The sequence below is a fragment of the Streptomyces sp. NPDC028298 genome (genome assembly GCF_055565895.1).
This window is the reverse complement of record NZ_JBVHTL010000003.1, coordinates 222,924-243,147: the sequence shown is the minus strand read 5'-3', so window position 1 is coordinate 243,147 and position 20,224 is coordinate 222,924. Positions and strand designations below refer to the sequence as shown.

General features: G+C 71.1%; 19 protein-coding genes. 8 read left to right on the top strand and 11 right to left on the bottom strand.

All coding sequences use genetic code 11. The features are described from left to right. Positions 1-80: 80 nt before the first annotated feature. Positions 81-2,594 carry a DEAD/DEAH box helicase gene (locus tag ACZ4TO_RS16285; protein WP_382786866.1) on the top strand — a complete coding sequence of 838 codons (2,514 nt, stop codon included), beginning with the start codon at positions 81-83 and terminating at the stop codon, positions 2,592-2,594. A 19-nt stretch (positions 2,595-2,613) separates the two neighbouring features. Then, positions 2,614-3,480 carry an acyl-CoA thioesterase gene (locus ACZ4TO_RS16280; protein ID WP_355770234.1) on the top strand — a complete coding sequence of 289 codons (867 nt, stop codon included), beginning with the start codon at positions 2,614-2,616 and terminating at the stop codon, positions 3,478-3,480. Here ACZ4TO_RS16280 and ACZ4TO_RS16275 read toward each other — a convergent pair. From ACZ4TO_RS16275 to ACZ4TO_RS16245, 7 genes are all read right to left on the bottom strand, one after another. Next, positions 3,417-4,469, bottom strand: a complete 1,053-nt coding sequence (locus ACZ4TO_RS16275) for a DUF6397 family protein (protein WP_468024483.1) — start codon at positions 4,467-4,469, stop codon at positions 3,417-3,419. The genes ACZ4TO_RS16280 and ACZ4TO_RS16275 overlap by 64 nt on opposite strands. 127 nt (positions 4,470-4,596) lie before the next feature. Beyond that, positions 4,597-5,010 (bottom strand): roadblock/LC7 domain-containing protein, encoded by a 414-nt coding sequence (locus ACZ4TO_RS16270; RefSeq protein ID WP_382786874.1) that lies wholly within the window; start codon positions 5,008-5,010, stop codon positions 4,597-4,599. A 197-nt stretch (positions 5,011-5,207) separates the two neighbouring features. Next, positions 5,208-5,813 (bottom strand): GTP-binding protein, encoded by a 606-nt coding sequence (locus tag ACZ4TO_RS16265; protein ID WP_382786876.1) that lies wholly within the window; start codon positions 5,811-5,813, stop codon positions 5,208-5,210. 195 nt (positions 5,814-6,008) lie between these two features. Further along, positions 6,009-6,422 carry a DUF742 domain-containing protein gene (locus ACZ4TO_RS16260; protein ID WP_382786879.1) on the bottom strand — a complete coding sequence of 138 codons (414 nt, stop codon included), beginning with the start codon at positions 6,420-6,422 and terminating at the stop codon, positions 6,009-6,011. A gap of 19 nt (positions 6,423-6,441) precedes the next feature. Beyond that, positions 6,442-6,879, bottom strand: coding sequence for a roadblock/LC7 domain-containing protein (locus ACZ4TO_RS16255; protein ID WP_382786882.1), 438 nt, complete (start codon positions 6,877-6,879; stop codon positions 6,442-6,444). Beyond that, complete coding sequence (locus tag ACZ4TO_RS16250; protein ID WP_468024482.1) at positions 6,876-9,437, bottom strand: sensor histidine kinase; 2,562 nt, start codon at positions 9,435-9,437, stop codon at positions 6,876-6,878. Before ACZ4TO_RS16250 ends, ACZ4TO_RS16255 begins: the two co-directional genes overlap by 4 nt. Before the next feature lie 62 nt (positions 9,438-9,499). Next, complete coding sequence (locus ACZ4TO_RS16245; protein WP_468024481.1) at positions 9,500-10,273, bottom strand: MHYT domain-containing protein; 774 nt, start codon at positions 10,271-10,273, stop codon at positions 9,500-9,502. Positions 10,274-10,425: 152 nt separating this feature from the next. Between ACZ4TO_RS16245 and ACZ4TO_RS16240 the strand changes: the two genes are divergently transcribed. Then, positions 10,426-11,025: a class I SAM-dependent methyltransferase gene (locus tag ACZ4TO_RS16240; RefSeq protein WP_468024480.1), complete on the top strand. Its 600-nt coding sequence runs from the start codon at positions 10,426-10,428 to the stop codon at positions 11,023-11,025. A gap of 69 nt (positions 11,026-11,094) precedes the next feature. Here ACZ4TO_RS16240 and ACZ4TO_RS16235 read toward each other — a convergent pair whose 3' ends face one another. Next, a complete protein-coding gene (locus tag ACZ4TO_RS16235) occupies positions 11,095-11,853 on the bottom strand; it encodes an alpha/beta fold hydrolase (RefSeq protein WP_468024479.1) in 759 nt (252 codons plus the stop codon). A 109-nt stretch (positions 11,854-11,962) separates the two neighbouring features. Between ACZ4TO_RS16235 and ACZ4TO_RS16230 the strand changes: the two genes are divergently transcribed. The 3 genes from ACZ4TO_RS16230 to ACZ4TO_RS16220 all read left to right on the top strand — a co-directional run bounded on the left by ACZ4TO_RS16230 (position 11,963) and on the right by ACZ4TO_RS16220 (position 13,940). Beyond that, entirely contained in the window at positions 11,963-12,496 is a 534-nt protein-coding gene (locus ACZ4TO_RS16230) for a PadR family transcriptional regulator (protein ID WP_468024478.1), read from the top strand. Between the two features lie 108 nt (positions 12,497-12,604). Beyond that, the gene (locus ACZ4TO_RS16225; protein WP_468024477.1) at positions 12,605-12,922 is read left to right on the top strand and encodes a hypothetical protein; all 318 of its coding nucleotides are present in this window, start codon (positions 12,605-12,607) and stop codon (positions 12,920-12,922) included. A 133-nt stretch (positions 12,923-13,055) separates the two neighbouring features. Further along, entirely contained in the window at positions 13,056-13,940 is an 885-nt protein-coding gene (locus tag ACZ4TO_RS16220) for a hypothetical protein (RefSeq protein WP_468024476.1), read from the top strand. Between the two features lie 181 nt (positions 13,941-14,121). Here the strand turns inward: ACZ4TO_RS16220 and ACZ4TO_RS16215 are convergent, their stop codons facing one another. Continuing rightward, positions 14,122-14,304: a hypothetical protein gene (locus ACZ4TO_RS16215; RefSeq protein WP_468024475.1), complete on the bottom strand. Its 183-nt coding sequence runs from the start codon at positions 14,302-14,304 to the stop codon at positions 14,122-14,124. A 248-nt stretch (positions 14,305-14,552) separates the two neighbouring features. On the opposite strand from ACZ4TO_RS16215, the gene ACZ4TO_RS16210 reads away from it, so the two are divergent. Continuing rightward, entirely contained in the window at positions 14,553-15,896 is a 1,344-nt protein-coding gene (locus tag ACZ4TO_RS16210) for an esterase-like activity of phytase family protein (protein WP_468024474.1), read from the top strand. A 67-nt stretch (positions 15,897-15,963) separates the two neighbouring features. Here the strand turns inward: ACZ4TO_RS16210 and ACZ4TO_RS16205 are convergent, their stop codons facing one another. Next, complete coding sequence (locus ACZ4TO_RS16205; RefSeq protein WP_468024473.1) at positions 15,964-16,566, bottom strand: hypothetical protein; 603 nt, start codon at positions 16,564-16,566, stop codon at positions 15,964-15,966. Between the two features lie 686 nt (positions 16,567-17,252). Next, positions 17,253-18,419 carry a xylose isomerase gene (xylA, locus tag ACZ4TO_RS16200; protein WP_385039798.1) on the bottom strand — a complete coding sequence of 389 codons (1,167 nt, stop codon included), beginning with the start codon at positions 18,417-18,419 and terminating at the stop codon, positions 17,253-17,255. Between the two features lie 215 nt (positions 18,420-18,634). Between xylA and xylB the strand changes: the two genes are divergently transcribed. Then, positions 18,635-20,080 carry a xylulokinase gene (gene xylB / locus ACZ4TO_RS16195; RefSeq protein WP_385039801.1) on the top strand — a complete coding sequence of 482 codons (1,446 nt, stop codon included), beginning with the start codon at positions 18,635-18,637 and terminating at the stop codon, positions 20,078-20,080. The last annotated feature ends 144 nt before the right edge of the window (positions 20,081-20,224 follow it).

Sequence of the window (20,224 nt, the reverse complement as noted above, 5' to 3'; positions counted from 1 at the left end):
GGCGCCACAGCGTAGCGGTCGTGATCTTCCCCCGAACATCCGATTCCCCCATCACGTGTATCGACAGGCAAGATGGGGGCGTGACCCTTATCGATCAGCTCCCGCAGACCACAGACCCCGACGCCCTCTACGAAGCCTTCGAGTCGTGGGCCGGGGAACGCGGTCTCACCCTCTACCCCCACCAGGAGGAGGCGCTGATCGAGGTTGTCTCGGGTGCGAACGTGATCGTCTCGACACCCACCGGCTCGGGCAAGAGCATGATCGCGGCGGGTGCTCACTTCGCGGCGCTCGCCCGCGACGAGGTCACCTTCTACACGGCACCGATCAAGGCGCTCGTCTCGGAGAAGTTCTTCGAGCTGTGCAAGATGTTCGGCACCGAGAACGTCGGCATGCTCACCGGCGACGCCTCCGTGAACGCCGACGCCCCAGTCATCTGCTGCACCGCCGAGGTCCTCGCGTCCATCGCCCTGCGGGACGGCAAGCACGCCGACGTCGGCCAGGTCGTCATGGACGAGTTCCACTTCTACGCCGAGGGCGACCGGGGCTGGGCCTGGCAGATCCCGATCCTGGAACTTCCGCAGGCGCAGTTCATCCTGATGTCGGCGACGCTCGGCGACGTCTCGATGTTCGAGAAGGACCTCACGCGCCGCACCGGCCGCCCCACGGCGGTGGTCCGGTCGGCGACCCGGCCCGTCCCGCTCTCCTACGAGTACGTGCTCACTCCGCTGACGGAGACGCTCACCGAGCTGCTCGCCACGAAGCAGGCCCCGGTCTACATCGTGCACTTCACCCAGGCGCAGGCCGTGGAGCGCGCGCAGGCTTTGATGAGCATCAACATGTGCACGCGTGAGGAGAAGGACCAGATCGCCGAGCTCATCGGCAACTTCCGGTTCACCACCAAGTTCGGCCGCAACCTCTCCCGCTACGTACGCCACGGCATCGGTGTGCACCACGCCGGCATGCTGCCCAAGTACCGACGGCTGGTGGAGAAGCTGGCCCAGGCGGGTCTCCTGAAGGTCATCTGCGGCACCGACACCCTGGGTGTGGGCGTCAACGTCCCCATCCGCACAGTGCTGTTCACCGCGCTGACGAAGTACGACGGGACGCGGGTGCGCACGCTGCGTGCCCGTGAGTTCCACCAGATCGCCGGCCGGGCCGGGCGCGCGGGCTTCGACACGGCGGGCTACGTCGTCGCCCAGGCGCCGGAGCACGTGATCGAGAACGAGAAGTCGCTGGCCAAGGCGGGCGACGACCCCAAGAAGCGCCGCAAGGTGGTGCGCAAGAAGGCTCCCGAGGGTTTCGTGGGCTGGACGGACAACACCTTCGAGAAGCTGATCGCCTCCGATCCCGAGCCGCTGACGTCGCGCTTCCGTGTCACGCACACGATGCTGCTCTCGGTGATCGCACGGCCCGGCAACGCCTTCGACGCGATGCGGCATCTCCTCGAGGACAACCACGAGCCGCGCAAGCAGCAGTTGCGGCACATCCGCCGGGCCATCGCGATCTACCGTTCGCTCCTCGACGGCGGCATCGTCGAGAAGCTCGACGAGCCGGACCCGACGGGCCGCATCGTGCGCCTGACGGTCGATCTCCAGCAGGACTTCGCGCTCAACCAGCCTCTGTCGACGTTCGCGCTCGCCGCCTTCGACCTGCTGGACCCCGAATCCCCGTCCTACGCCCTGGACATGGTGTCCGTCGTGGAGTCCACGCTGGACGAACCGCGGCAGATCCTCGCCGCCCAGCAGAACAAGGCCCGTGGCGAGGCCGTGGCCGCGATGAAGTCCGACGGCGTGGAGTACGAGGAGCGCATGGAGCGGCTCCAGGAGGTGACGTACCCCAAGCCTCTGGAGGAACTGCTCTTCCACGCGTACAACACCTACCGCAAGAGCCACCCGTGGGTCGGCGACCACCCGCTGTCGCCGAAGTCCGTCATCCGTGACATGTACGAACGGGCCATGTCCTTCACCGAGTTCGTGTCCTTCTACGAGCTCGCCCGCACCGAGGGCATCGTCCTGCGCTACCTGGCCAGCGCCTACAAAGCCCTCGAGCACACCGTCCCGGACGACCTCAAGTCCGAGGACCTGGAGGACCTGATCGCCTGGCTGGGCGAGCTGGTGCGCCAGGTCGACTCCAGCCTCCTGGACGAGTGGGAACAGCTCGCCAACCCCGAGGTGATGACGGCCGAGGAGGCCCAGGAGCGGGCCGACCAGGTCAAGCCGGTCACCTCGAACGCCCGGGCCTTCCGTGTCCTCGTGCGCAACGCGATGTTCCGCAGGGTCGAGCTGGCCGCTCTGGACAACGTCGACGAACTCGGCGAGATGGACGGGGAGTCCGGCTGGGACGCCGACGCGTGGGGCGAGGCGATGGACAAGTACTGGGACGAGTACGAGGACCTCGGCACCGGCCCCGACGCCCGTGGCCCCAAGCTGCTCTCGATCGTGGAGGAGCCGCAGAACGGTCTGTGGCGGGTCCGCCAGACGTTCGCCGACCCGAACGGCGACCACGACTGGGGCATCAGCGCCGAGGTCGACCTCACGGCCTCGGACGCCGAGGGCCGTGCCGTCGTCAAGGTCACCGATGTCGGACAGCTCTGAGTACAGGAGAACTCCACCGATGACGAACCCGGCCGAGAGGCTCGTCGACCTGCTCGACCTGGAGCAGATCGAGGTCAACATCTTCCGCGGGCGCAGCCCGCAGGAGTCGCTGCAGCGCGTCTTCGGCGGCCAGGTGGCAGGCCAGGCGCTGGTCGCCGCCGGGCGCACCACCGAGGGCGACCGGCCGGTGCACTCGTTGCACGCGTACTTCCTGCGCCCGGGCCGTCCGGGCGTCCCGATCGTGTACCAGGTCGAACGGGTGCGGGACGGGCGGTCGTTCACCACGCGCCGCGTCACCGCCGTGCAGCAGGGCCGCACGATCTTCAATCTGACCGCCTCCTTTCACAAGCCCGAGGAAGGGAGCTTCGAGCACCAGTTGCCGCCGGCCCGTGAGGTGCCGGACCCCGAGTCCCTGCCGACGGTGACGCAGGAGATCAAGGAGCATCTGGGTGCTCTGCCCGAAACGCTGGAACGCATGGCGCGGCGCCAGCCGTTCGACATCCGCTATGTGGACCGGCTGCGCTGGACGCCCGAGGAGGTCAAGGGCGCCGAGCCGCGCAGTGCCGTGTGGATGCGTGCCGTCGGCCCGCTGGGCGACGACCCGCTCGTGCACACCTGCGCCCTCACCTACGCGAGCGACATGACTCTTCTGGACGCCGTCCGCATCCCGGTGGAACCTCTGTGGGGTCCGCGTGGTTTCGACATGGCGTCGCTGGACCACGCCATGTGGTTCCATCGCCCGTTCCGCGCGGACGAGTGGTTCCTGTACGACCAGGAGTCGCCGATCGCGACGGGTGGCCGCGGTCTGGCCCGCGGGCGCATCTACGACCTCGAAGGACGCCTGCTCGTCTCGGTCGTGCAGGAGGGGCTGTTCAGGGCCCTGTAGGCGGACTCGTCCGGGCTCCCGCGCCGCAGCCATGCGAGCAGCCTCCGCGACCGGGCTGACTCCGGCGGCCTCGGCGGGGCGGCCGCGCAGTGCCGTTCGGCGCGCGGGGAGCCGACGGGTGAGGTCCGGGCGGCGCGCGGTGGAGCTCCGATGGGCCCCCTTACCGACGACCCGGGCGACGGGACCCGCGCCGGAACGCTCGGGGCGCGCGGTGCCGGGCGGGGCGCGGGGCGGACTTCCCTGGCTTCCAGGACGCTCTGCCCGAGGTCGGCCCTCAGCCAGCCGATCTCGTCCGGGTGCTCAGCCGTCGTGATGCGTTCGGTGATCCGGGCACCGGGCGAGTCCGGTGCGGCCCGTGAAACAGGCGCGGGCATGAGACGGTTGAGATGCGCGCGCTCGTAGGGATCCTTGACGATCTCGGCCACGTGGACGGGGTCGAGCAGGGACGCCACCACCGCGGCGCGGGCCCAGGGGTCCTCGGTCTGCCGCAGCAGGAACCCGAGGTGGCGGCCACGCCAGTTACGGGGACGGAGGTCGAGGCCTTCGACCAACTGGTCCCGGAGGCCCTCCGGTGTGCGCCCGCTCAGCAGCGGCGCGTTGTGCTCGTCGGCCGCGAACTGCTTCAGCTCCTCGGCGAGGTAGAGCCAGACGACCACCCTGTAACGGTTGAGATAGAACTTGATCGGCACGACCAGTCCCAGGCGGGCGAGGCGTGTGAACCGGGCTGTCGTCACGCCGACGAGGGCGGCGCCCTCCGTGGTGCCGACGGCTTTGACCCGCTCGCGCAGCGTCTCCGGGAACCCGGCTTCGGCTCGCACCCGGTCGATCTCGGTGCGGGCGATCCGGCGTCCCCCGCCTCCTTCGTCGGGGACCGAGCGCACACAGCCGAGATGCAGGGCCAGGTCGAACTCGCCTCGCTTGAGCTCCAGTTCCCGTGCCGCCCGGCTGAGCGAGACGGTGGCGGACTGCGTGATGGTGGTCGCGGACATGACGGTCTCCCCTGTGGTTTCGAAGGCTCGCGCCGGTGTGCGTTCGCCTCGGGAAAAACCGTATCCGGCTTGTCGGACATCGTGGCGGGCCTGTGGAAAACCTCGGCCACGGCGGCGTATCAGCAGGTCAGAAGTCTGAAGCGGGCTTGCCTTCCGGTTGCCGCGCGTCCACGCGAAGGTGTTCGCCGACGCGGTTCACCAGCAGCGTCATCTCGTAGGCGACCTGCCCGATGTCCGCCTCCGCCCCGCTGAGGACGGACAGACAACTTCCCGTGCCGGCCGCGGTGACGAAGAGAACCGCGTCGTCGAACTCGACCATCGTCTGCCGTACCTGCCCGGCGCCGAAATGGCGGCCGGAGCCCTTGGCCAGGCTGTGCAGTCCCGACGAGACCGCGGCGAGGTGTTCCGCGTCCTCGCGTCGGAGTCCCGTGCTCGCGCCCGTCACCAGCCCGTCGTTGGACAGCACCAGCGCATGCCGAACGTGCTCGACCCGCTCGGTGAGGTCGTCCAGCAACCAGCCGAGTCCCGTGTTCTGTTCCATGTTCCGGTCTCCCCGTGTGCCGTCCCCCTGGCCGGAGGTTTCGACCAGCAAGCCTTCCCCACTGCCGCCGTCCCGGCAAGGCGCACGGGTGGCATGGCAGAGAAGATGGCCGACGAACGGGCGCGAAGGGCGGACCGCGAGGAGGCCTGCGACGGTGGCGTGGCGCCGTCGCCTCGCCGAGGCGACGACGGGCTCTCTCAGCCGACGGATTCGAGCAGCCGGGCCGTGTACACCCTCCCCGCGTACTCCACGAGCCGGATCAGCACCTCCTTCCCGGAGTCGCGGTCGCGGGCGTCACAAAGGACCACGGGCGTACCTGGGTCCAGGTCGAGGGCACGGGAGACGTCCTGGGTCCCGTACGCGCGAGCGCCCGGGAAGCAGTTGACGGCCACGACGAAGGGGATCCGGCGGTGCTCGAAGTAGTCCACCGCGGGGAAACAGTCCTCGAGCCGTCGGGTGTCGGCGAGGACGACGGCGCCGAGAGCGCCTGTCGACAGTTCGTCCCACAGGAACCAGAACCGGTCCTGGCCGGGCGTTCCGAACAGGTAGAGCGAGAGTCCTGAACGGATGGTGATGCGTCCGAAGTCCATGGCCACGGTGGTGGTGATCTTCTGGGCCACGCCGTCGGTCGCGTCTACGGAACGACCGGCCTCGCTCAGCAGTTCCTCGGTGCGCAGCGGCCGGATCTCACTGACCGCGCCCACCAGGGTCGTCTTCCCGACGCCGAACCCGCCGGCGACCAGTATCTTCAGCGCCATGGCGGTCGGGTCGCCACCCGTGGCGTCGGAGTTCTCGGAGACCATGGATCACTTCTCTCGGGATCGCCGGCGACGGCCGGCATCGATGCGTCTGATCGGGCGAGCGAAGCCAGCATCATGACAACTACGGCTCGACCGGGCGGGGTTGGACCGCAGATTGCCTCTTGCGATCGGAACGCGCCCGTTCCGTGCCCAGGAGTGCACGCGATTGGCCGTGACTCCGATCGAATTGTGGTTCGCCTAGAGCGCCCTCAGCCCCTCGATCACCTCGCGGAGGATGCGCTCGTCGGGCAGGTACGCGGGCTGTACCGGGCGGTTGACGGTGACACAGCGGCGTTCAAGGAGGTCGCCCAGGAGCACTCTGACCACGCCCAGCGGAAGTCCGGTGCCGGCGGCCAGTTCGGCGACGGACAGGGTCTCGGAACGGCACAGTTCGAGCATCGTCCGGTGCTCGGGGCCGAGCGAGGTGTCCTCGTCGGCTCCCGGCGCCGTCCTGTCGAGCGTGACGAGGGCGATCAGGTCGAAATGCGTCCCGGCCGGACCGGCGCTGGTGCGGCCGCCCGTCACGGCGTAGGGCCGGACGAGCGGGCCCGCCTCCTGGTCGTACCACTGGCTGCCCGGCCATGCCGGGATGTCCGGCGCGTCCTCGGTCATCTGCGCGGGCCGTCCTCGGTCATCCCGCCGCGGGCGGCTGTGCGCCGACCCGGGGCGGGGCGTGGAGATGCTCGCCGACACGCTTGACCAGGAGCGCCATCTCGTACGCCACGAGTCCGATGTCGGCTGTGACCGTGGTCAGGACGGCGAGGCACGAGCCGTCCCCCGCGGCGGCCACGAACAGGAAGCCCTCGTCCATCTCCACCATCGTCTGGCGCACCCCGCCCGCGCCGAAGTGGCGGCCGGCTCCCTTGGCCAGGCTGTGGAATCCGGAGGCGACGGCCGCGAGGTGTTCGGCGTCCTCGCGCCGCAGGGCGGTGGACGCGCCCACCGCCAGTCCGTCGTTCGACAGCACCACGGCATGCCGTACTTCGGTCACGCGCAGCACCATGTCGTCCAGCAGCCAGTCGAGCTCACCGGACCGCTGGGCACCGTCCCTGGTCGGGTCCTGGATCATGAGGGGTCTCCTTCGCTGCTGTCGGTGCCCGCTGCGGGGCCTGGAGTTGCGCCGACTCCGGGCGACCGGCCGCCGCCGCGTGCCCAGCCGGCCCGGTACGCGGTCATGCGGGCCCGTACGACTTCGGGTGTGCGCTCGTCGTCCGACGGGGACACCGGAGGTTCCTCCGACTCCTCGGAGCGCTGTTCGCGCAGTTGGGGGGCGAGGTTCGCCTGGCGCACCCTGCGTGGAAGTCCGCCGGAACCTGCGGAGTCCTCCGAGGGAGGTTGCGGGCGGAGCAGCGCGATGTCCGAACGAGCTGTCTCCTTCGTGCCGTTCGCCGGGGGCGGGGTCCCCGCCGATCCGTTCGTCCGCTCCTCGGAAGCCCTCGGTCGCGGGGGAACCAGTGCGGGCCGCTCGGTGAACGCCTCGACCGCTTCGGGTTCCGGAGCGACCGGCACGCGCGCGTACTCCCTCTTCGGTGGTGGCCCGTCCGCGTCGGCCTCCAGGAGGGAACGTTCCGTCGGACCGTCCTGCAGCAATGCCGTGGGCAGCAGCACGACCGCGGTCGTGCCTCCGTAGGGAGAGGCCTGCAGGTGCACCTTGATGCCGTGCCGGGCCGAGAGCCGGCTGACCACGAAGAGGCCCAGCCGGTCGCTGTCGTACAGGTCGAGGGCTTCGGACCGCTCGATGCGGAGGTTGGCCTCGGCGATCCGGTCCTTGCCCATGCCCAGTCCCCGGTCCTCGATTTCGACCGCGTAGCCGTTCGCCACCGGTTCACCGGTGATCCGCACGCGGGTGTGCGGGGGCGAGAACTGGGCCGCGTTCTCGACGAGTTCCGCCAGCAGATGGGTGAGGTCGGCGATCGCCCCGCCGACGACGGCCGCCTCGGGGAGCTGCCGCACCTCCACGCGCGCGTAGTCCTCGACCTCGGAGACCGCCGCCCGGACCACGTTCGTGAGCGAGACGGGCCTGCGCCACGCCCGTCCGGGCGCGGCTCCGGACAGGATGATGAGGCTCTCCGCGTGACGCCGCATCCGCGTGGTGAGGTGGTCGAGGCGGAACAGGTCGCTCAGCTCGTCCGGGTCCTCGGACCGGCGCTCCATGGCGTCCAGGAGGTTCAACTGGCGGTGCACGAGGACCTGGCTGCGCCGGGCCAGGTTGACGAACACCCCGGAGATGCCGTCGGCCAGTTCCGCGCGTTCGACGGCGGCCCGCAGAGCGGCCCTGTGCACGGTGTTCAGCGCCTGGGCGACCTGCCCGGTCTCGTCCTCCGAGGGCCGTCCCGGCGGTGCCTCGTCGTCGACGTCCACCGGCTCGCCCGCGCGCAGCCTGCGCATGGCTTCGGGGAGTTTGCGGCGGGCGATGTCCAGGGCGCCGTCGCGCAGTCCCACGAGTTCGACCACGAGGTCGCGTCCGATGCGTACGGAGATGATCAGCGAGGCGATGACCGCGACGAGTCCGAAGAGGACCGCGGCGCCGGCCGGGGTGAGCAGCGCGTGCCCGAGCGGGTCGGTCGCGTCGTCCGCGGCGACACGGCCCGCGTCGGCCTCGACCGCGCGCATGCCGTCGCCGACGCGCTCGTGAGCGATGCTCCAGGCGGCCTCCGGCGCTGCGTCGAGTGCCTTGGGCCCGGGGCGCGAGAGGAGCACCTTGTCCTCGACGGCGCGCACGTCGTCGTACGCGCTCCCCTCCACGAGATCGTTCCAGGCGGTCCGTTCGGGCCCGTCGAGGTCCGGCGTCGCGGCGTCCGTCAGGGTGCGGCGTGTGTCCACGGCACCCGTGAACAGTCGCAGCCGCTCGCCGTCCAGGGTTCCGGCGAGCCGGGCCCCGCCGAGCACGGCGTCCTCCTGGGCCAGCGCCTCCCCCGCCCGTGAGAACTCGAGGAGGACCCGGGCGTCGGTGCGCATGGCCGTTCCGGACACGCCGGTGAGCGCGCCCTCGACGCCGAACGCCGTCGAAATGGTCCTGGTGTACTCCCCGTACGCCTCCTCCCATCCGGTGCGGCGCTCCCGTACACCGGTGCGCAGCGACTTCAGTCGCTCCACGTCGGCGACGAAGGCGGCGAGGCGCCCGGAGACTCCGTCGGGCAGGTCCGCTCCGTCGGCGACGGTGTTGTGGTCTCCCAGGCGGAGCTTCGCCACGGCGCGGTCGGTGAGGCGTGAGAGGTCCTCGAGGTCGCCCGGCGACACGGCGGCGGGGTCGGTCGCGTAGCGGACGGCCTCCGCCCGTTCGGCCTGGAGCGCGGCGACCGCCGCGTCGACGGGGGCGCGGACCGTGGCGTCCACGCGCTGCGACTGCCGCAGCCGCGCGACGTCCTGCGCCGTGCTCACGGTGGCGTAGGCCCACAGGGCGAGCAAGGAGACGATGGGCACCATCAGCAGGCTGACGATCTTGGCCCGGACGGTTCGGGGCCTGCCGCCCCACCGTCCCGCGCGCGTGGGCGCTTCGGGCGAAGGTCCGGTGAGGAGGTCACCGATGTCTCCCTCGTCCGCCGGCGGGCCCGCGTGCGCGCGACGGCCGCGGCGCGGGGGCGATGACTGGGCGCCTGCTGTGGTGGTCCTGCGGGGTGTACGCATGGCCTCCTCGATCGGAGAGGGTCGGGGTGTGCCGTCCGGGCCGCGCGGCTGCGGCACCGCCGTCAGCGGGCGACGCCCTCGACCGGCCGCCGGGCCGTCGCGGACGCTTCGGCTCGGCCGGACATCGGGGACAGCGCGACGAAGGCCGCTGTCAGGAAGAGGTAGGAACCGAGGCCGACGGCGAGGGGGAAGATGAACTGCATCGCCGTGGCGCCCGACAACGCGTCGCTCGAGGGGCTGACCCGTACGTTCACGGCCATCATTCCGGTGTAGTGCATGCTGCTCACCGCGCCGCCCATGACGAGGGAGGCGATGGCCACGGCCACGGGTGACCGGATGGAGAGCGCGGCCCACAGGGCGGCGGTCGCCGCGATCACGCCGATCACGACGGAGAGCGCCACGAGCGCCGGGTCGTAGCGCACCTGGCCGTGCAGCCGCAGCGCCGCCATCCCCAGATAGTGCATGCTCGCGATGCCGAACCCGGCGGTGAGGCCGCCGACGACGAGTGCGCGGCGCCGGTCACGGCCGTAGGCGACGGCGAAGAGGCCCGCGCCGACGACGGTCATCGCGATCAGCAGGCTGAGGATCGTCAGAGGCACGTTGTAGCGGATCTCCGTGCCGGTGACGCCGAAGCCCAGCATCGCCACGAAGTGCATCGTCCAGATGCCCGTACCGAGCGCGGAGGCCGCCGTGAGCAGCCAGTTGCGGCGCGACCGGCCGGTGGCGTCGAGTCCGCGGACCGTGCAGCGCAGCCCCAGCGCGGACCCTGTGCAGGCCATCGCGTACGACAGTACGGGGGTCAGCCAGCCGAAGGCGGCGTGGTCCAGGTGTCCCATGGCCCCGGGACGCTAGTGCGCACAGGGGCGCACGACGGGGGCGCGTTTCGAAAGCTGATGCAAAGTGACGAAGAGCTGTGCCCGAGCGATCGCATGGGGCTCGAACGTGTGCAGCGCGCCGTCCTTCGTGTCGGTGAGAGATCATGCGGCACATGAGCGACGACCACACACACGTCCAGGAGTTCTTCGGTGCGCGGGCCGCCGACTGGGACAGCCGCTTCCCCGACGACGGGCCCGCCTACGCGGACGCCGTGGCGCACATGGGGCTCCGCGCGGGTGATCGCGTGCTCGACGCGGGCTGCGGCACGGGGCGCGCCCTGCCCCCGCTGCGAGCGGCCGTGGGCGGCACCGGCGTGGTCGTCGGGGCCGATCTGACTCCGGCCATGCTGGAGGCCGCCGTCCGGGCCGGACGGGACCGCGAGGGGCGGCTGCTGCTGGCCGACGTCACCGCGCTGCCGCTGCGTGACGAGTCGCTGGACGCGGTGTTCGCGGCCGGACTCGTGGCCCACCTGCCGAACCCGGCCGAGAATCTGATGGAGTTGGCCCGGGTGGTACGGCCTGGTGGCACACTCGCGCTCTTCCACCCGATCGGCAGGGCCGCGCTCGCGGCCCGACAGGGCCGTCGGATCACCCCCGCCGACCTGCGCGCCGAGGACAACCTGGGCCCCCTGCTCGCCGGTTCGGGCTGGGACATGACCTCGTACGTGGACGAGGACGCCCGCTTCCTCGCGCTGGCCGTACGCCGGGGATGACCTCCCGCTGAGGGTGAGCGCCGGCCTTGTCGCGGGAGGAACACACCAACCTGATCCGGTGATCGACCGTCAGGCCGAGCGGGCGACGGCCGCCGCGAACGCGTCGGGGTTGTCGAACATGATGTTGTGTCCGGCACCCGGCACGTTCACCACACGCACCCCTGCCGCTTCCAGGCCGTCGGCGCCCGGGAGTTCACCACTGAGCTCGCCCTGAAGGAACAGGCGCTCCATCGTCAGCTCTACGAGCATCTGACGCATCGTGGGGGTGGAGCCCCGGGCGAGTCCCGTCGCCGAGCGGTGCAGGGCGCGTGGATCAGCCAGGCGCATGGTCGCGGCCCAGAGGCCGCCGACCTTCTCGAGCACGCGCGCGTGACCACCGTTCTCGACGTACTCACCCTCCTCGTAGGAGGCGATCCCACTGCTGCCGGCGGTGACCGGAGGGCACGGATCGAGGTTGGCCTCCACGAGGACGAGCCGCGAGACGAGCTCGGGACGCCGACGGGCGAGCACGACGGCAACCGAGCCGCCCATGCTGTGTGCGACGAGTTCCGCTCCGGTGACATGAGCGGCGTCCAGAGCTGCCGCCAGAGCCGCGGCGTGGTCCTCCAGTGTGTAGCCGAAGTCCGCGGGCCGGTCGCTGATGCCGTGGCCGGGCAGGTCGACGAACAGGGTGCGGCGACCCGCCAGTTCGGGCCGGGCCGCGATGTGGGCGTTGTACACCGTCGAAGCCGACCCCAGGCCGTGCACGTAGACGCGCGCGGGGCCCCCGCCCGCCGCCTCCGTCCAGCGGATCACGCTCCCCCTGCCGTCGAACTCCACCTGCCGCATCGCGCTCTCCCCTGTCGCCGTCCGGTCGTCTTCCACAGTCCGAAGAGCATACATCGGTTCCGATGTATGACTGAAGCGATGTACAGCGCTGATGCGACAGAATGGAGCCATGCTGGAGCTGGCCATCCTCGGATTTCTGCACGACGCCCCGTTGCACGGCTACGAGCTGCGCAAGCGCATCACCGCTCTGACGGGGCATGTGAAGCCGGTCGCGGAGAGCACGCTGTATCCCGCGATCAAGCGGCTGGAGAACGCGCAGCTCCTGGAACGGGCCACACAGCCCGGCTCGGTCGCCGCCCCTCGTCACGTCCTGACACTCACCGAGGAGGGCGGACGCGAGCTGCGCCGCAGGCTCGCCGAACCGGCGCGACGGGACATCACCGACGAGAACCGCTGGTTCGCGGTGCTCGCCTTCCTCAGACACCTGCCGGACCCCGAGGCGCAGGCCGCCGTACTGCGCCGCAGACTGGCCTTCCTGGAGGAGCCCGCGAGCTTCTTCTACGACGGCGACCGGCCGCTCCGGGCGGAGGAGCTGGACGACCCCTTCCGGCGCGGCATCCTGACCATCGCGCGAGCGACCAGCCGGGCCGAGCTGGACTGGCTGCGGACCACGCTCGACTCGCTCGACACGGCGGGCCACTGACAAGAGATCCGGTTTCACCGGGCCGCCCCTCTTCTGCCGCCGCAGCTCCATCTCTACGTTGGGTAGCGGCAACCACACGATCAGCGATCAGGCAGGGATGGTGACCGGATGACCGGCATATTCGGCAGGCTCCGCTCGATCGGGCGCGGGACCACGGCCGGGCGGCCCGAGAAGGGCGCGCGGGAGGTGGGCCGCAACGAGAGAAAGCGCACATACAACCTGTTCGAGGCGGCCGCCGTGTACGTGGCCGCGTGCGCGGAGGACGACCAGGAGCAGATCGACGAGGCAGCCGCCTGGGTGTCGCCTGAGGCCCTGTCGTTCGGGGTCAACGAGCTGGCCTGCCGGGCTGTTGTCGCTCTCGCCCGTGAACGCGACGAGTCGCCCCAGGAGGTCGCCCGCACCCTGCTCGGACTGCCCGCCGCCTGACCGGGCGGGCCCACGAGGGCGTTTCGCCCCTGTCCAGCCGGATAGCAGCAGCTCCGCACGGGTTTCGGGACCGTGACAAGCGCCTCCCTGTCGCTTAGGGTGCGCCGACAGATGGAGCGATCGGGAGGCTGGAATGGCCGGGACGGACGAAGACGCCGTCGACACCGGGGACGACGACGCGCTGTATGTGCTGACGGCGGTACTGCTGACGCCGGCGAAGTTCCCCAGCGTGCTCGGTGACGACTACCCGGAGGCCTGCGCGACGCTCGACCTCGCGCCTCTCGCGGAGGGGTACGGGCTGGTGCTCGGCCAGGACGGGGAGGGCGCGCGCTGGACCGTCGTCATCGACGACGTCTCCCTGGTCGCCGTCGCCATCGCGTCCTGGGACTGCGGGATGGAACACGAGCTGTCGCCGGACGAGCGGACGGTCGTCGCCGCGCTGCCGGGCTGGCCTCTCGAGGTGGCGGTATCGGCCCCCGGGGTGCCGGCTCCGCACGATCCGTCGGCCGAACTCACGGAACGGCCTCCGCTGAGCCCGCCGGACACCACGGAATGGGGACCGGCCCAGCGACGGCTCGGCGCGGACGAGATCGCGCTCCAGTGGGCCATGTGGCGCGACCAGATCGACGACAGTGAGTTCGCGCCGTCGGAGGGTGCCGACGACACCTCTGGAGAGGCCGAGGACGCTCAGGAGTGGCAGGAATCCCAGGGCGGCGACGAGAGCGAGGGCGAGGACGGGAAGAAGGTGAACCGCGCCGGGATCCGCCGCGTTCTCGCCGAGGCCCGCGGGTACGTGGACACACCGCCCCCGCTGGGCCGGGTCCGCTCGTCCTTCGCCACCGGCGACGCCCGCACCCTGCGCGCCGACGGTCCCGGCTGGTCGCTGGTCGCCAGGACCGACGACATCGCGTTCGTCCTGCTCGACGAGGAACCCGGCGAGGTCCTGCCCATCGGTCGCGGACCGGAGCTGCCCGGCCTCCTGGAGGCCCTGGACAAGATGGCGGTCCGCCCGAGCTGAGCGACCGTGTCACGTGGAATTCCCGCGACGCGGCTCTCGGCCGGCCCCGTGCGTTCGTCACGTCGGTCCCGCCGCTCACCGTCCGCGGTGAGCGGCGGGACACCCGACAGGCGGATCCTCGACAGGCGGATCCCCGACGGACCGAACGCCGTCGGGCGGATCGCCACCGGGCGGTCACCGCTCAGCGGCCCAGCTCCTTGCGGCTGACACGGCGCAGCCTGCGCCGCTGCGAGGGGTCCAGCGCCAGATACGCGACAGCCGGAACCCCCAGCACGATCAGGAATGCGGCCCACCAGGGCAGCCAGATCAACAGAATCAGGCCGATCGCCACACCTCCTGCGGCGATCTTCGCGTTCTTCGACATGTGTCGCCTCCTCCGCGGCTGCTGCCGCTCTCTGTCCTGAGAACGGGTCCCCGCGTCCCACGGTTCCGGACCGCGACCCTGATACGTCCCTGACGCGCGCCCCCTACTCAACCCTGAGACCGCCCTCGCGTCGACCGATGGAGACCCGATGACTGTCTGACGCGCGGCGTTCACCCTCACGTCGCGAACCGTTCGGCGCCGGGGCCAACTCTGGCCGCTGTCAACGAACTTGTGACTCAGGAGGCCTGATGTCCGCGCATGTCGCCGGCAAGCAGCACATCCACCGATCCATCGCCCTGGGCGTGCCGCTCGCCGTGCTGGCCACCTTCGTGCTGGCCGGCACCTCCGACGCGGCGTCCGGACCGGCGCAGCCGCACGTGACGCGCAACGCGACCCTCGGGGACATCCCGCTCGGCTCGTTCAGCAACGCGCTGCTGCCCGGCACGGTGGACGACGACCGCGGTGTCGATCTCGGCGGCATCGGCAGCGACATCTACCCGACGGGGCGCAAGGGCGAGTTCTGGACGGTGACCGACCGGGGGCCCAACGGTCAGATCAAGGTGGACGGAACGAAGCGGCGGACGTTCCCGGTCCCGGGCTTCGACCCGGCGATCGTGAAGATCCGGGTGTCCGGCGACACCGTGAAGGTGATCGACTCGATCCCGATCACCACCTCGTCCGGGAAGCCGGTCACCGGCCTGTCCAACCAGGCGGGACGCGACGAGGCGCCGTACTCCTACAACGCCCAGACCCCCCTCTCGTACAACGCGAACGGCCTGGACACCGAGGGCGTCGTGCGGGCCAAGGACGGCTCGTTCTGGCTCGTGGACGAGTACAGCCCGTCGCTGGTGCACGTCTCCGCGCGTGGGAAGGTCCTCACGCGCTATGTCCCCAAGGGTCTCAAGCTGACCGGCGCGGACTACCCGGTCGTCGAGGCGCTGCCCTCCGTGCTGCTCCACCGCAAGACCAACCGCGGTCTCGAAGGGCTCGCCCTGCTCCCCGACGGTGATCTGGTGATGGCGCTGCAGAGTCCCCTCTCACTGCCGAACGCGGCCGCGGGCGACGCGTCGCTCACCACCCGCCTGCTGCGCTTCTCTCCCAGGAAGCGGGCTGTGACCGCCGAGTACGCGTACCGCTTCGACGCCGTGAATGTGGTCGATCCGAGTGAGGACGACACGTCCGAGCTGAAGATCTCCTCCGTCGTGGCCGTCGGCGGCGACCGACTGCTCGTGGAGGAGCGCACCGACAAGGCGGCCCGTCTTCAGTCGGTGCGGCTCACACGGAGCGCGAACATCCTCGGCGGCCCGTACGACAGCGACACCACGTCGCCCTCGCTCGAGCAGTTGGACGACCCGGCGTCGGCGGGCGTTCCGGTGCTCGCCAAGCGCCTGGTCGTCGACCTGGGTACGGTCTCCGGGGTGCCCGGCAAGATCGAGGGCGTCGCGCGCGTGGATCACGACACCCTCGCCCTCATCAACGACAACGACTTCGGGATGACCGACGGGGCGGGCGCCTTCGACGCGCAGGGGCGGCTCGTGGACAGCGGCATCGAGACGACTGTCACCTACGTGCGACTGCCGCGCGGAGTCTGATCCCGGGAATCCCCTCAGCGCGGTACGCGTGCGTGCACGATGGACAGCGGCCACGCGCGCGTACCGCTCACTTCAGCGGCCTGGTGAGCCTGTGGGTGCCCTTGCCGACGTCCGCGGCCAGGCTGCACGCGACCTTGTCGATGCCGGTCGCGTAGCTCCCGGTGTCCGGGTACTGCACGAGTGTCTGGCTGACCGTGCCGGCCGTCTGGTTCGCCGCCTTTCGCTGCAGCGGCGCCTCGCACAGCGCGGAGGCGGCCTTTTTGAGGGCCGCCTCCGTCGTGTAGGTGCCGTTGAGCTCGGTGACCGTCACGACCTCGGCGTCGTGTGGCTGGGTGCACTTCCGCTTGGCGGCCTGTCCGGGCAGGGCGTCGTCCGTGTCGAAACAATCGCCCTTCCGGAGCAGGTAGTAGGGCATGTCGTCGTCCGCGAGGGACGGGAAGAGGGATCGCAGATCGCTGGGCACCAGCCCGGTGGGCAGATCCGAGGGAAGCGACGGCAGGACACTGGGCAGGCTCGAGGGGAGCGACGGGAATCCGGACGGGAGACTCAGGGAGGGACTCGGCGTCCGCCCGGTGCTCGCGGTGTTCCCGCTGGGGGACTTCCCGTCTCCGCCCCCGCCGCCCATGGCCGCCACCGCCACGGCCACGATGACGCCGACTCCGACGATCACCGCGATGACGAGGAGCAGCCTGTTGCGACGGCGTCCTCCGCGGTGGCCGCCGGGCCCGGGCGGAGGTCCCGGTGGAGGTCCGGGCGGCGGAGGAGGCGGCCAACCACCGCCGCTGTGCCCGGGAGGAAAGCCGCCGCCCTGATCCGGCGAACCGTAGTCTCCGGAAGGAGGGCCGTCGCCTCCCGGAGGCGGGCCGAAGCCGTCCGGTGGAGGACCGTAACCGCCGGACGGGGGCGGGCCGTAGCCACCGGACGAGGGTGGACCGTAGCCACCGGAGGGCGGGCCATAGCCACCGGAGGACGGCGGACCATAGCCGCCGGAAGGAGGAGGCCCGTAGCCGCCAGAGGAGTCCGGAGGGCCGTAGCCACCCGTCGGCGGTGAGCCGTAAGCCCCGGATGACGAAGGCCCGTAGCCCCTCGAGCGCGGGCTTTGGGCGTCGTCCCCGGGAGGGCGGGGGTCTCCCTGCGAACGCGGAGACCGAGGCGGTTCGGGCGGCATGGCCATACCGCCAAGAGTCGCCTCGAATCCGGTCATCGCGCGACCCCTGTGCGGAAGTTGATACGGACTCATGCCATGGATCGCATGATTCCGGGAATTTCCGCACGGAGATCAGGCACCGCGGTGGACGGACCCGCCCGGGGACGGACCCGCCATGCGGGCGGGTCCGTTCCCTCAGAGCGCTCCGGTCAGCCGCGTACGCCCAGGAGGTGGTCCATCGCGAGCTGGTCGAGCTGCTCGAAGGCCATGCCACGCGCGGCCGCGGCCTCGACGTCGAAGTCCTCGAAGGCGGCACGGTCGGCGAGCAGACCTGCGAGGCCGTCCTCGGCCGTGGGCTGAGCGAGCTCGTGCAGACGCGAGGCACGCAGAGCCGCCTGGACCTCGGGGTCGCCCCGGAACGCGGCGGCGCGCTCGCGCAGGATCAGGTAGTTGCGCATGCAGCCCTCGGCGGACGCCCAGACGCCGTCGAAGTCCTCGGTCCGCGGCGGCTTGAAGTCGAAGTGCTTCGGACCCGCGTAACCGGCGCTCTCCAGGAGGTCGACCAGCCAGAAGGCGGACCGCAGGTCGCCCGCGCCGAAGCGCAGGTCCTGGTCGTACTTGATGCCCGACTGGCCGTTGAGGTCGATGTGGAAGAGCTTGCCCGCCCACAGCGCCTGCGCGATGCCGTGCGGGAAGTTGAGTCCGGCCATCTGCTCGTGGCCGACCTCGGGGTTGACGCCGTACATCTCCGGACGCTCCAGGCGCTCGATGAAGGCGAGGGCGTGGCCGACCGTGGGGAGCAGGATGTCGCCGCGGGGCTCGTTCGGCTTGGGCTCGATCGCGAACTTCAGGTCGTAGCCCTGCGAGAGCACGTACTCGCCGAGGAGGTCGAAGGCCTCCTTCATGCGGTCGAGGGCGACGCGTACGTCCTTGGCGGCACCGGACTCGGCTCCCTCGCGGCCGCCCCAGGCGACGTACGTCTCGGCGCCGAGCTCGACCGCCAGGTCGATGTTGCGGACGGTCTTGCGCAGCGCGTAGCGGCGCACGTCACGGTCGTTCGAGGTGAACGCGCCGTCCTTGAAGACGGGGTGCGTGAACAGGTTGGTGGTGGCCATCGGCACCTTGAGGCCGGTGGCGTCCAGGGTCTGCCTGAACCGCTTGATGTGCGATTCGCGCTCACTGTCCGAGGACCCGAAGGGGATCAGGTCGTCGTCGTGGAAGGTCACTCCGTAGGCGCCGAGCTCGGCCAGGCGCTGTACGGACTCGACGGGGTCGAGGGCGCGCCGGGTGGCGTCGCCGAACGGGTCCCTTCCCTGCCAGCCGACGGTCCACAGGCCGAAGGTGAACCTGTCCTCGGGGGTGGGCTGGTAGTTCATGCCGCGGCTCCTTGCTAGCTCCGACTATTTCGTCATGGCGGTTTACAAATTAGTATGCGGACGCACCTCTGGGAAGAGACGAAGTAGGAAACCTGGTCACATCGGTCCGGGAACGAACCGCGGGATCCGGACCGTGGCGGTCCGGACACGCCTGTGACCAGCACAAATCCCGTGACCAGCACGATCCCGCGGAGCCGCGGAAGAGGGAGAGTCCGATGTCAGCAGCCGAGGGTCCGCTCGTCATCGGGGTGGACTCGTCCACCCAGTCCACCAAGGCGCTGGTCGTCGACGCGTCGACCGGACAGGTGGTGGCGAGCGGCCAGGCGCCGCACACCGTCTCCACCGGAGAGGGCCGCGAGAGCGACCCCCGCCAGTGGTGGGACGCGCTCTGCGAAGCGCTGCGCCAGTGCGGTGACGCCGCGCACGAGGCCGCCGCCGTGTCGATCGGCGGACAGCAGCACGGGCTCGTGACGCTCGACGCCCACGGCGAGCCCGTACGGCCCGCACTGCTGTGGAACGACGTGCGCTCGGCGCCGCAGGCCCGTCGGCTGGTCGAGGAACTCGGCGGCCCGAAGGCCTGGGCCGAGCGGACCGGCAGCGTGCCGGCGGCGTCCTTCACGGCCACGAAGTGGGCCTGGCTGGCCGAGCACGAGCCCGAGGCCGTCCGGGCGACGGCGGCGGTCCGGCTGCCCCACGACTACCTGACCGAACGGCTCACCGGGCAGGGCACCACCGATCGTGGCGACGCCTCGGGCACCGGGTGGTGGGCTTCCGGGAGCGAGGCGTACGACGAGGAGGTCCTGGCGCACATCGGCCTCGACCCCGCCCTGCTCCCCCGCGTCGCCCGGCCGGGCGAGGTGGCCGGGACCGTGCACGCCAGGGGTGAGCTGCCGTTCTCCAAGGGCACCCTGGTCGCGGCGGGGACGGGCGACAACGCGGCGGCCGCGCTCGGCCTCGGGCTGCGCCCCGGCACGCCGGTGGTCAGCCTGGGCACCTCGGGAACCGTGTACGCCGTCTCGACGCACCGCCCGGCCGACCCGACCGGCACGGTGGCCGGGTTCGCGGACGCGCGGGGCGACTGGCTGCCGCTGGCCTGCACGCTGAACTGCACGCTCGCCGTCGACCGGTTCGCCGCGCTGCTCGGACTCGACCGGGAGGCGGTCGAGCCCGGCTCCTCGGTGACGTTCCTCCCGTATCTGGACGGCGAGCGCACACCGAACCTGCCGCACGCCTCGGGCCTGCTGCACGGGCTCAGGCACGACACGACGGGCGGACAGCTCCTCCAGGCCGCCTACGACGGCGCCGTGCACTCCCTGCTGGGCGCCCTCGACCTGGTACTGGACGAGGACGCCGACCGTTCCGCACCGTTGCTCCTGATCGGCGGCGGGGCGCGGGGCAAGGCCTGGCAGCAGACCGTGCGCCGGCTCTCGGGCAGGCCCGTGCAGGTGCCCGAGGCCAGGGAACTGGTCGCGCTCGGCGCCGCCGCCCAGGCGGCCGGCCTGCTCACGGGCGAGGACCCGGCGGCGGTGGCGCGGCGCTGGGACACCGCCCGCGGACCGGTGTTCGAGGCCATCGACCGGGACGAGGAGACGCTCGCGCGGATCACCGGGGTACTCTCCGACGCGGCCCCGCTGCTCGAACGGGAGCCGAACAGGAACTGACGACGATCAGGCGTGCCGCCCCGGCGCGGCCGGCTCTCGGCGTGGCATCCCTCCCGCGTGAGCGGTACCGGCCGGGGCCGCCCGGTCGCCCCGCTCGACGCGGGACCGCCGGACGGGGACCCGCACCGAGACAGGCCGACGGGA

What these genes read in the sequence shown, in the direction of transcription:
- ACZ4TO_RS16215 (WP_468024475.1), bottom strand. Translation starts at nt 14,304, where the DNA reads ATGTCGAAGAACGCGAAGATCGCCGCAGGAGGTGTGGCGATCGGCCTG.
- ACZ4TO_RS16270 (WP_382786874.1), bottom strand. Translation starts at nt 5,010, where the DNA reads ATGGAACAGAACACGGGACTCGGCTGGTTGCTGGACGACCTCACCGAG.
- ACZ4TO_RS16240 (WP_468024480.1), top strand. Translation starts at nt 10,426, where the DNA reads ATGAGCGACGACCACACACACGTCCAGGAGTTCTTCGGTGCGCGGGCC.
- ACZ4TO_RS16220 (WP_468024476.1), top strand. Translation starts at nt 13,056, where the DNA reads ATGGCCGGGACGGACGAAGACGCCGTCGACACCGGGGACGACGACGCG.
- ACZ4TO_RS16230 (WP_468024478.1), top strand. Translation starts at nt 11,963, where the DNA reads ATGCTGGAGCTGGCCATCCTCGGATTTCTGCACGACGCCCCGTTGCAC.
- ACZ4TO_RS16255 (WP_382786882.1), bottom strand. Translation starts at nt 6,879, where the DNA reads ATGATCCAGGACCCGACCAGGGACGGTGCCCAGCGGTCCGGTGAGCTC.
- ACZ4TO_RS16250 (WP_468024482.1), bottom strand. Translation starts at nt 9,437, where the DNA reads ATGCGTACACCCCGCAGGACCACCACAGCAGGCGCCCAGTCATCGCCC.
- ACZ4TO_RS16210 (WP_468024474.1), top strand. Translation starts at nt 14,553, where the DNA reads ATGTCCGCGCATGTCGCCGGCAAGCAGCACATCCACCGATCCATCGCC.
- ACZ4TO_RS16225 (WP_468024477.1), top strand. Translation starts at nt 12,605, where the DNA reads ATGACCGGCATATTCGGCAGGCTCCGCTCGATCGGGCGCGGGACCACG.
- ACZ4TO_RS16260 (WP_382786879.1), bottom strand. Translation starts at nt 6,422, where the DNA reads ATGACCGAGGACGCGCCGGACATCCCGGCATGGCCGGGCAGCCAGTGG.
- ACZ4TO_RS16275 (WP_468024483.1), bottom strand. Translation starts at nt 4,469, where the DNA reads ATGTCCGCGACCACCATCACGCAGTCCGCCACCGTCTCGCTCAGCCGG.
- ACZ4TO_RS16245 (WP_468024481.1), bottom strand. Translation starts at nt 10,273, where the DNA reads ATGGGACACCTGGACCACGCCGCCTTCGGCTGGCTGACCCCCGTACTG.
- ACZ4TO_RS16235 (WP_468024479.1), bottom strand. Translation starts at nt 11,853, where the DNA reads ATGCGGCAGGTGGAGTTCGACGGCAGGGGGAGCGTGATCCGCTGGACG.
- xylB (WP_385039801.1), top strand. Translation starts at nt 18,635, where the DNA reads ATGTCAGCAGCCGAGGGTCCGCTCGTCATCGGGGTGGACTCGTCCACC.
- ACZ4TO_RS16265 (WP_382786876.1), bottom strand. Translation starts at nt 5,813, where the DNA reads ATGGTCTCCGAGAACTCCGACGCCACGGGTGGCGACCCGACCGCCATG.
- xylA (WP_385039798.1), bottom strand. Translation starts at nt 18,419, where the DNA reads ATGAACTACCAGCCCACCCCCGAGGACAGGTTCACCTTCGGCCTGTGG.
- ACZ4TO_RS16280 (WP_355770234.1), top strand. Translation starts at nt 2,614, where the DNA reads ATGACGAACCCGGCCGAGAGGCTCGTCGACCTGCTCGACCTGGAGCAG.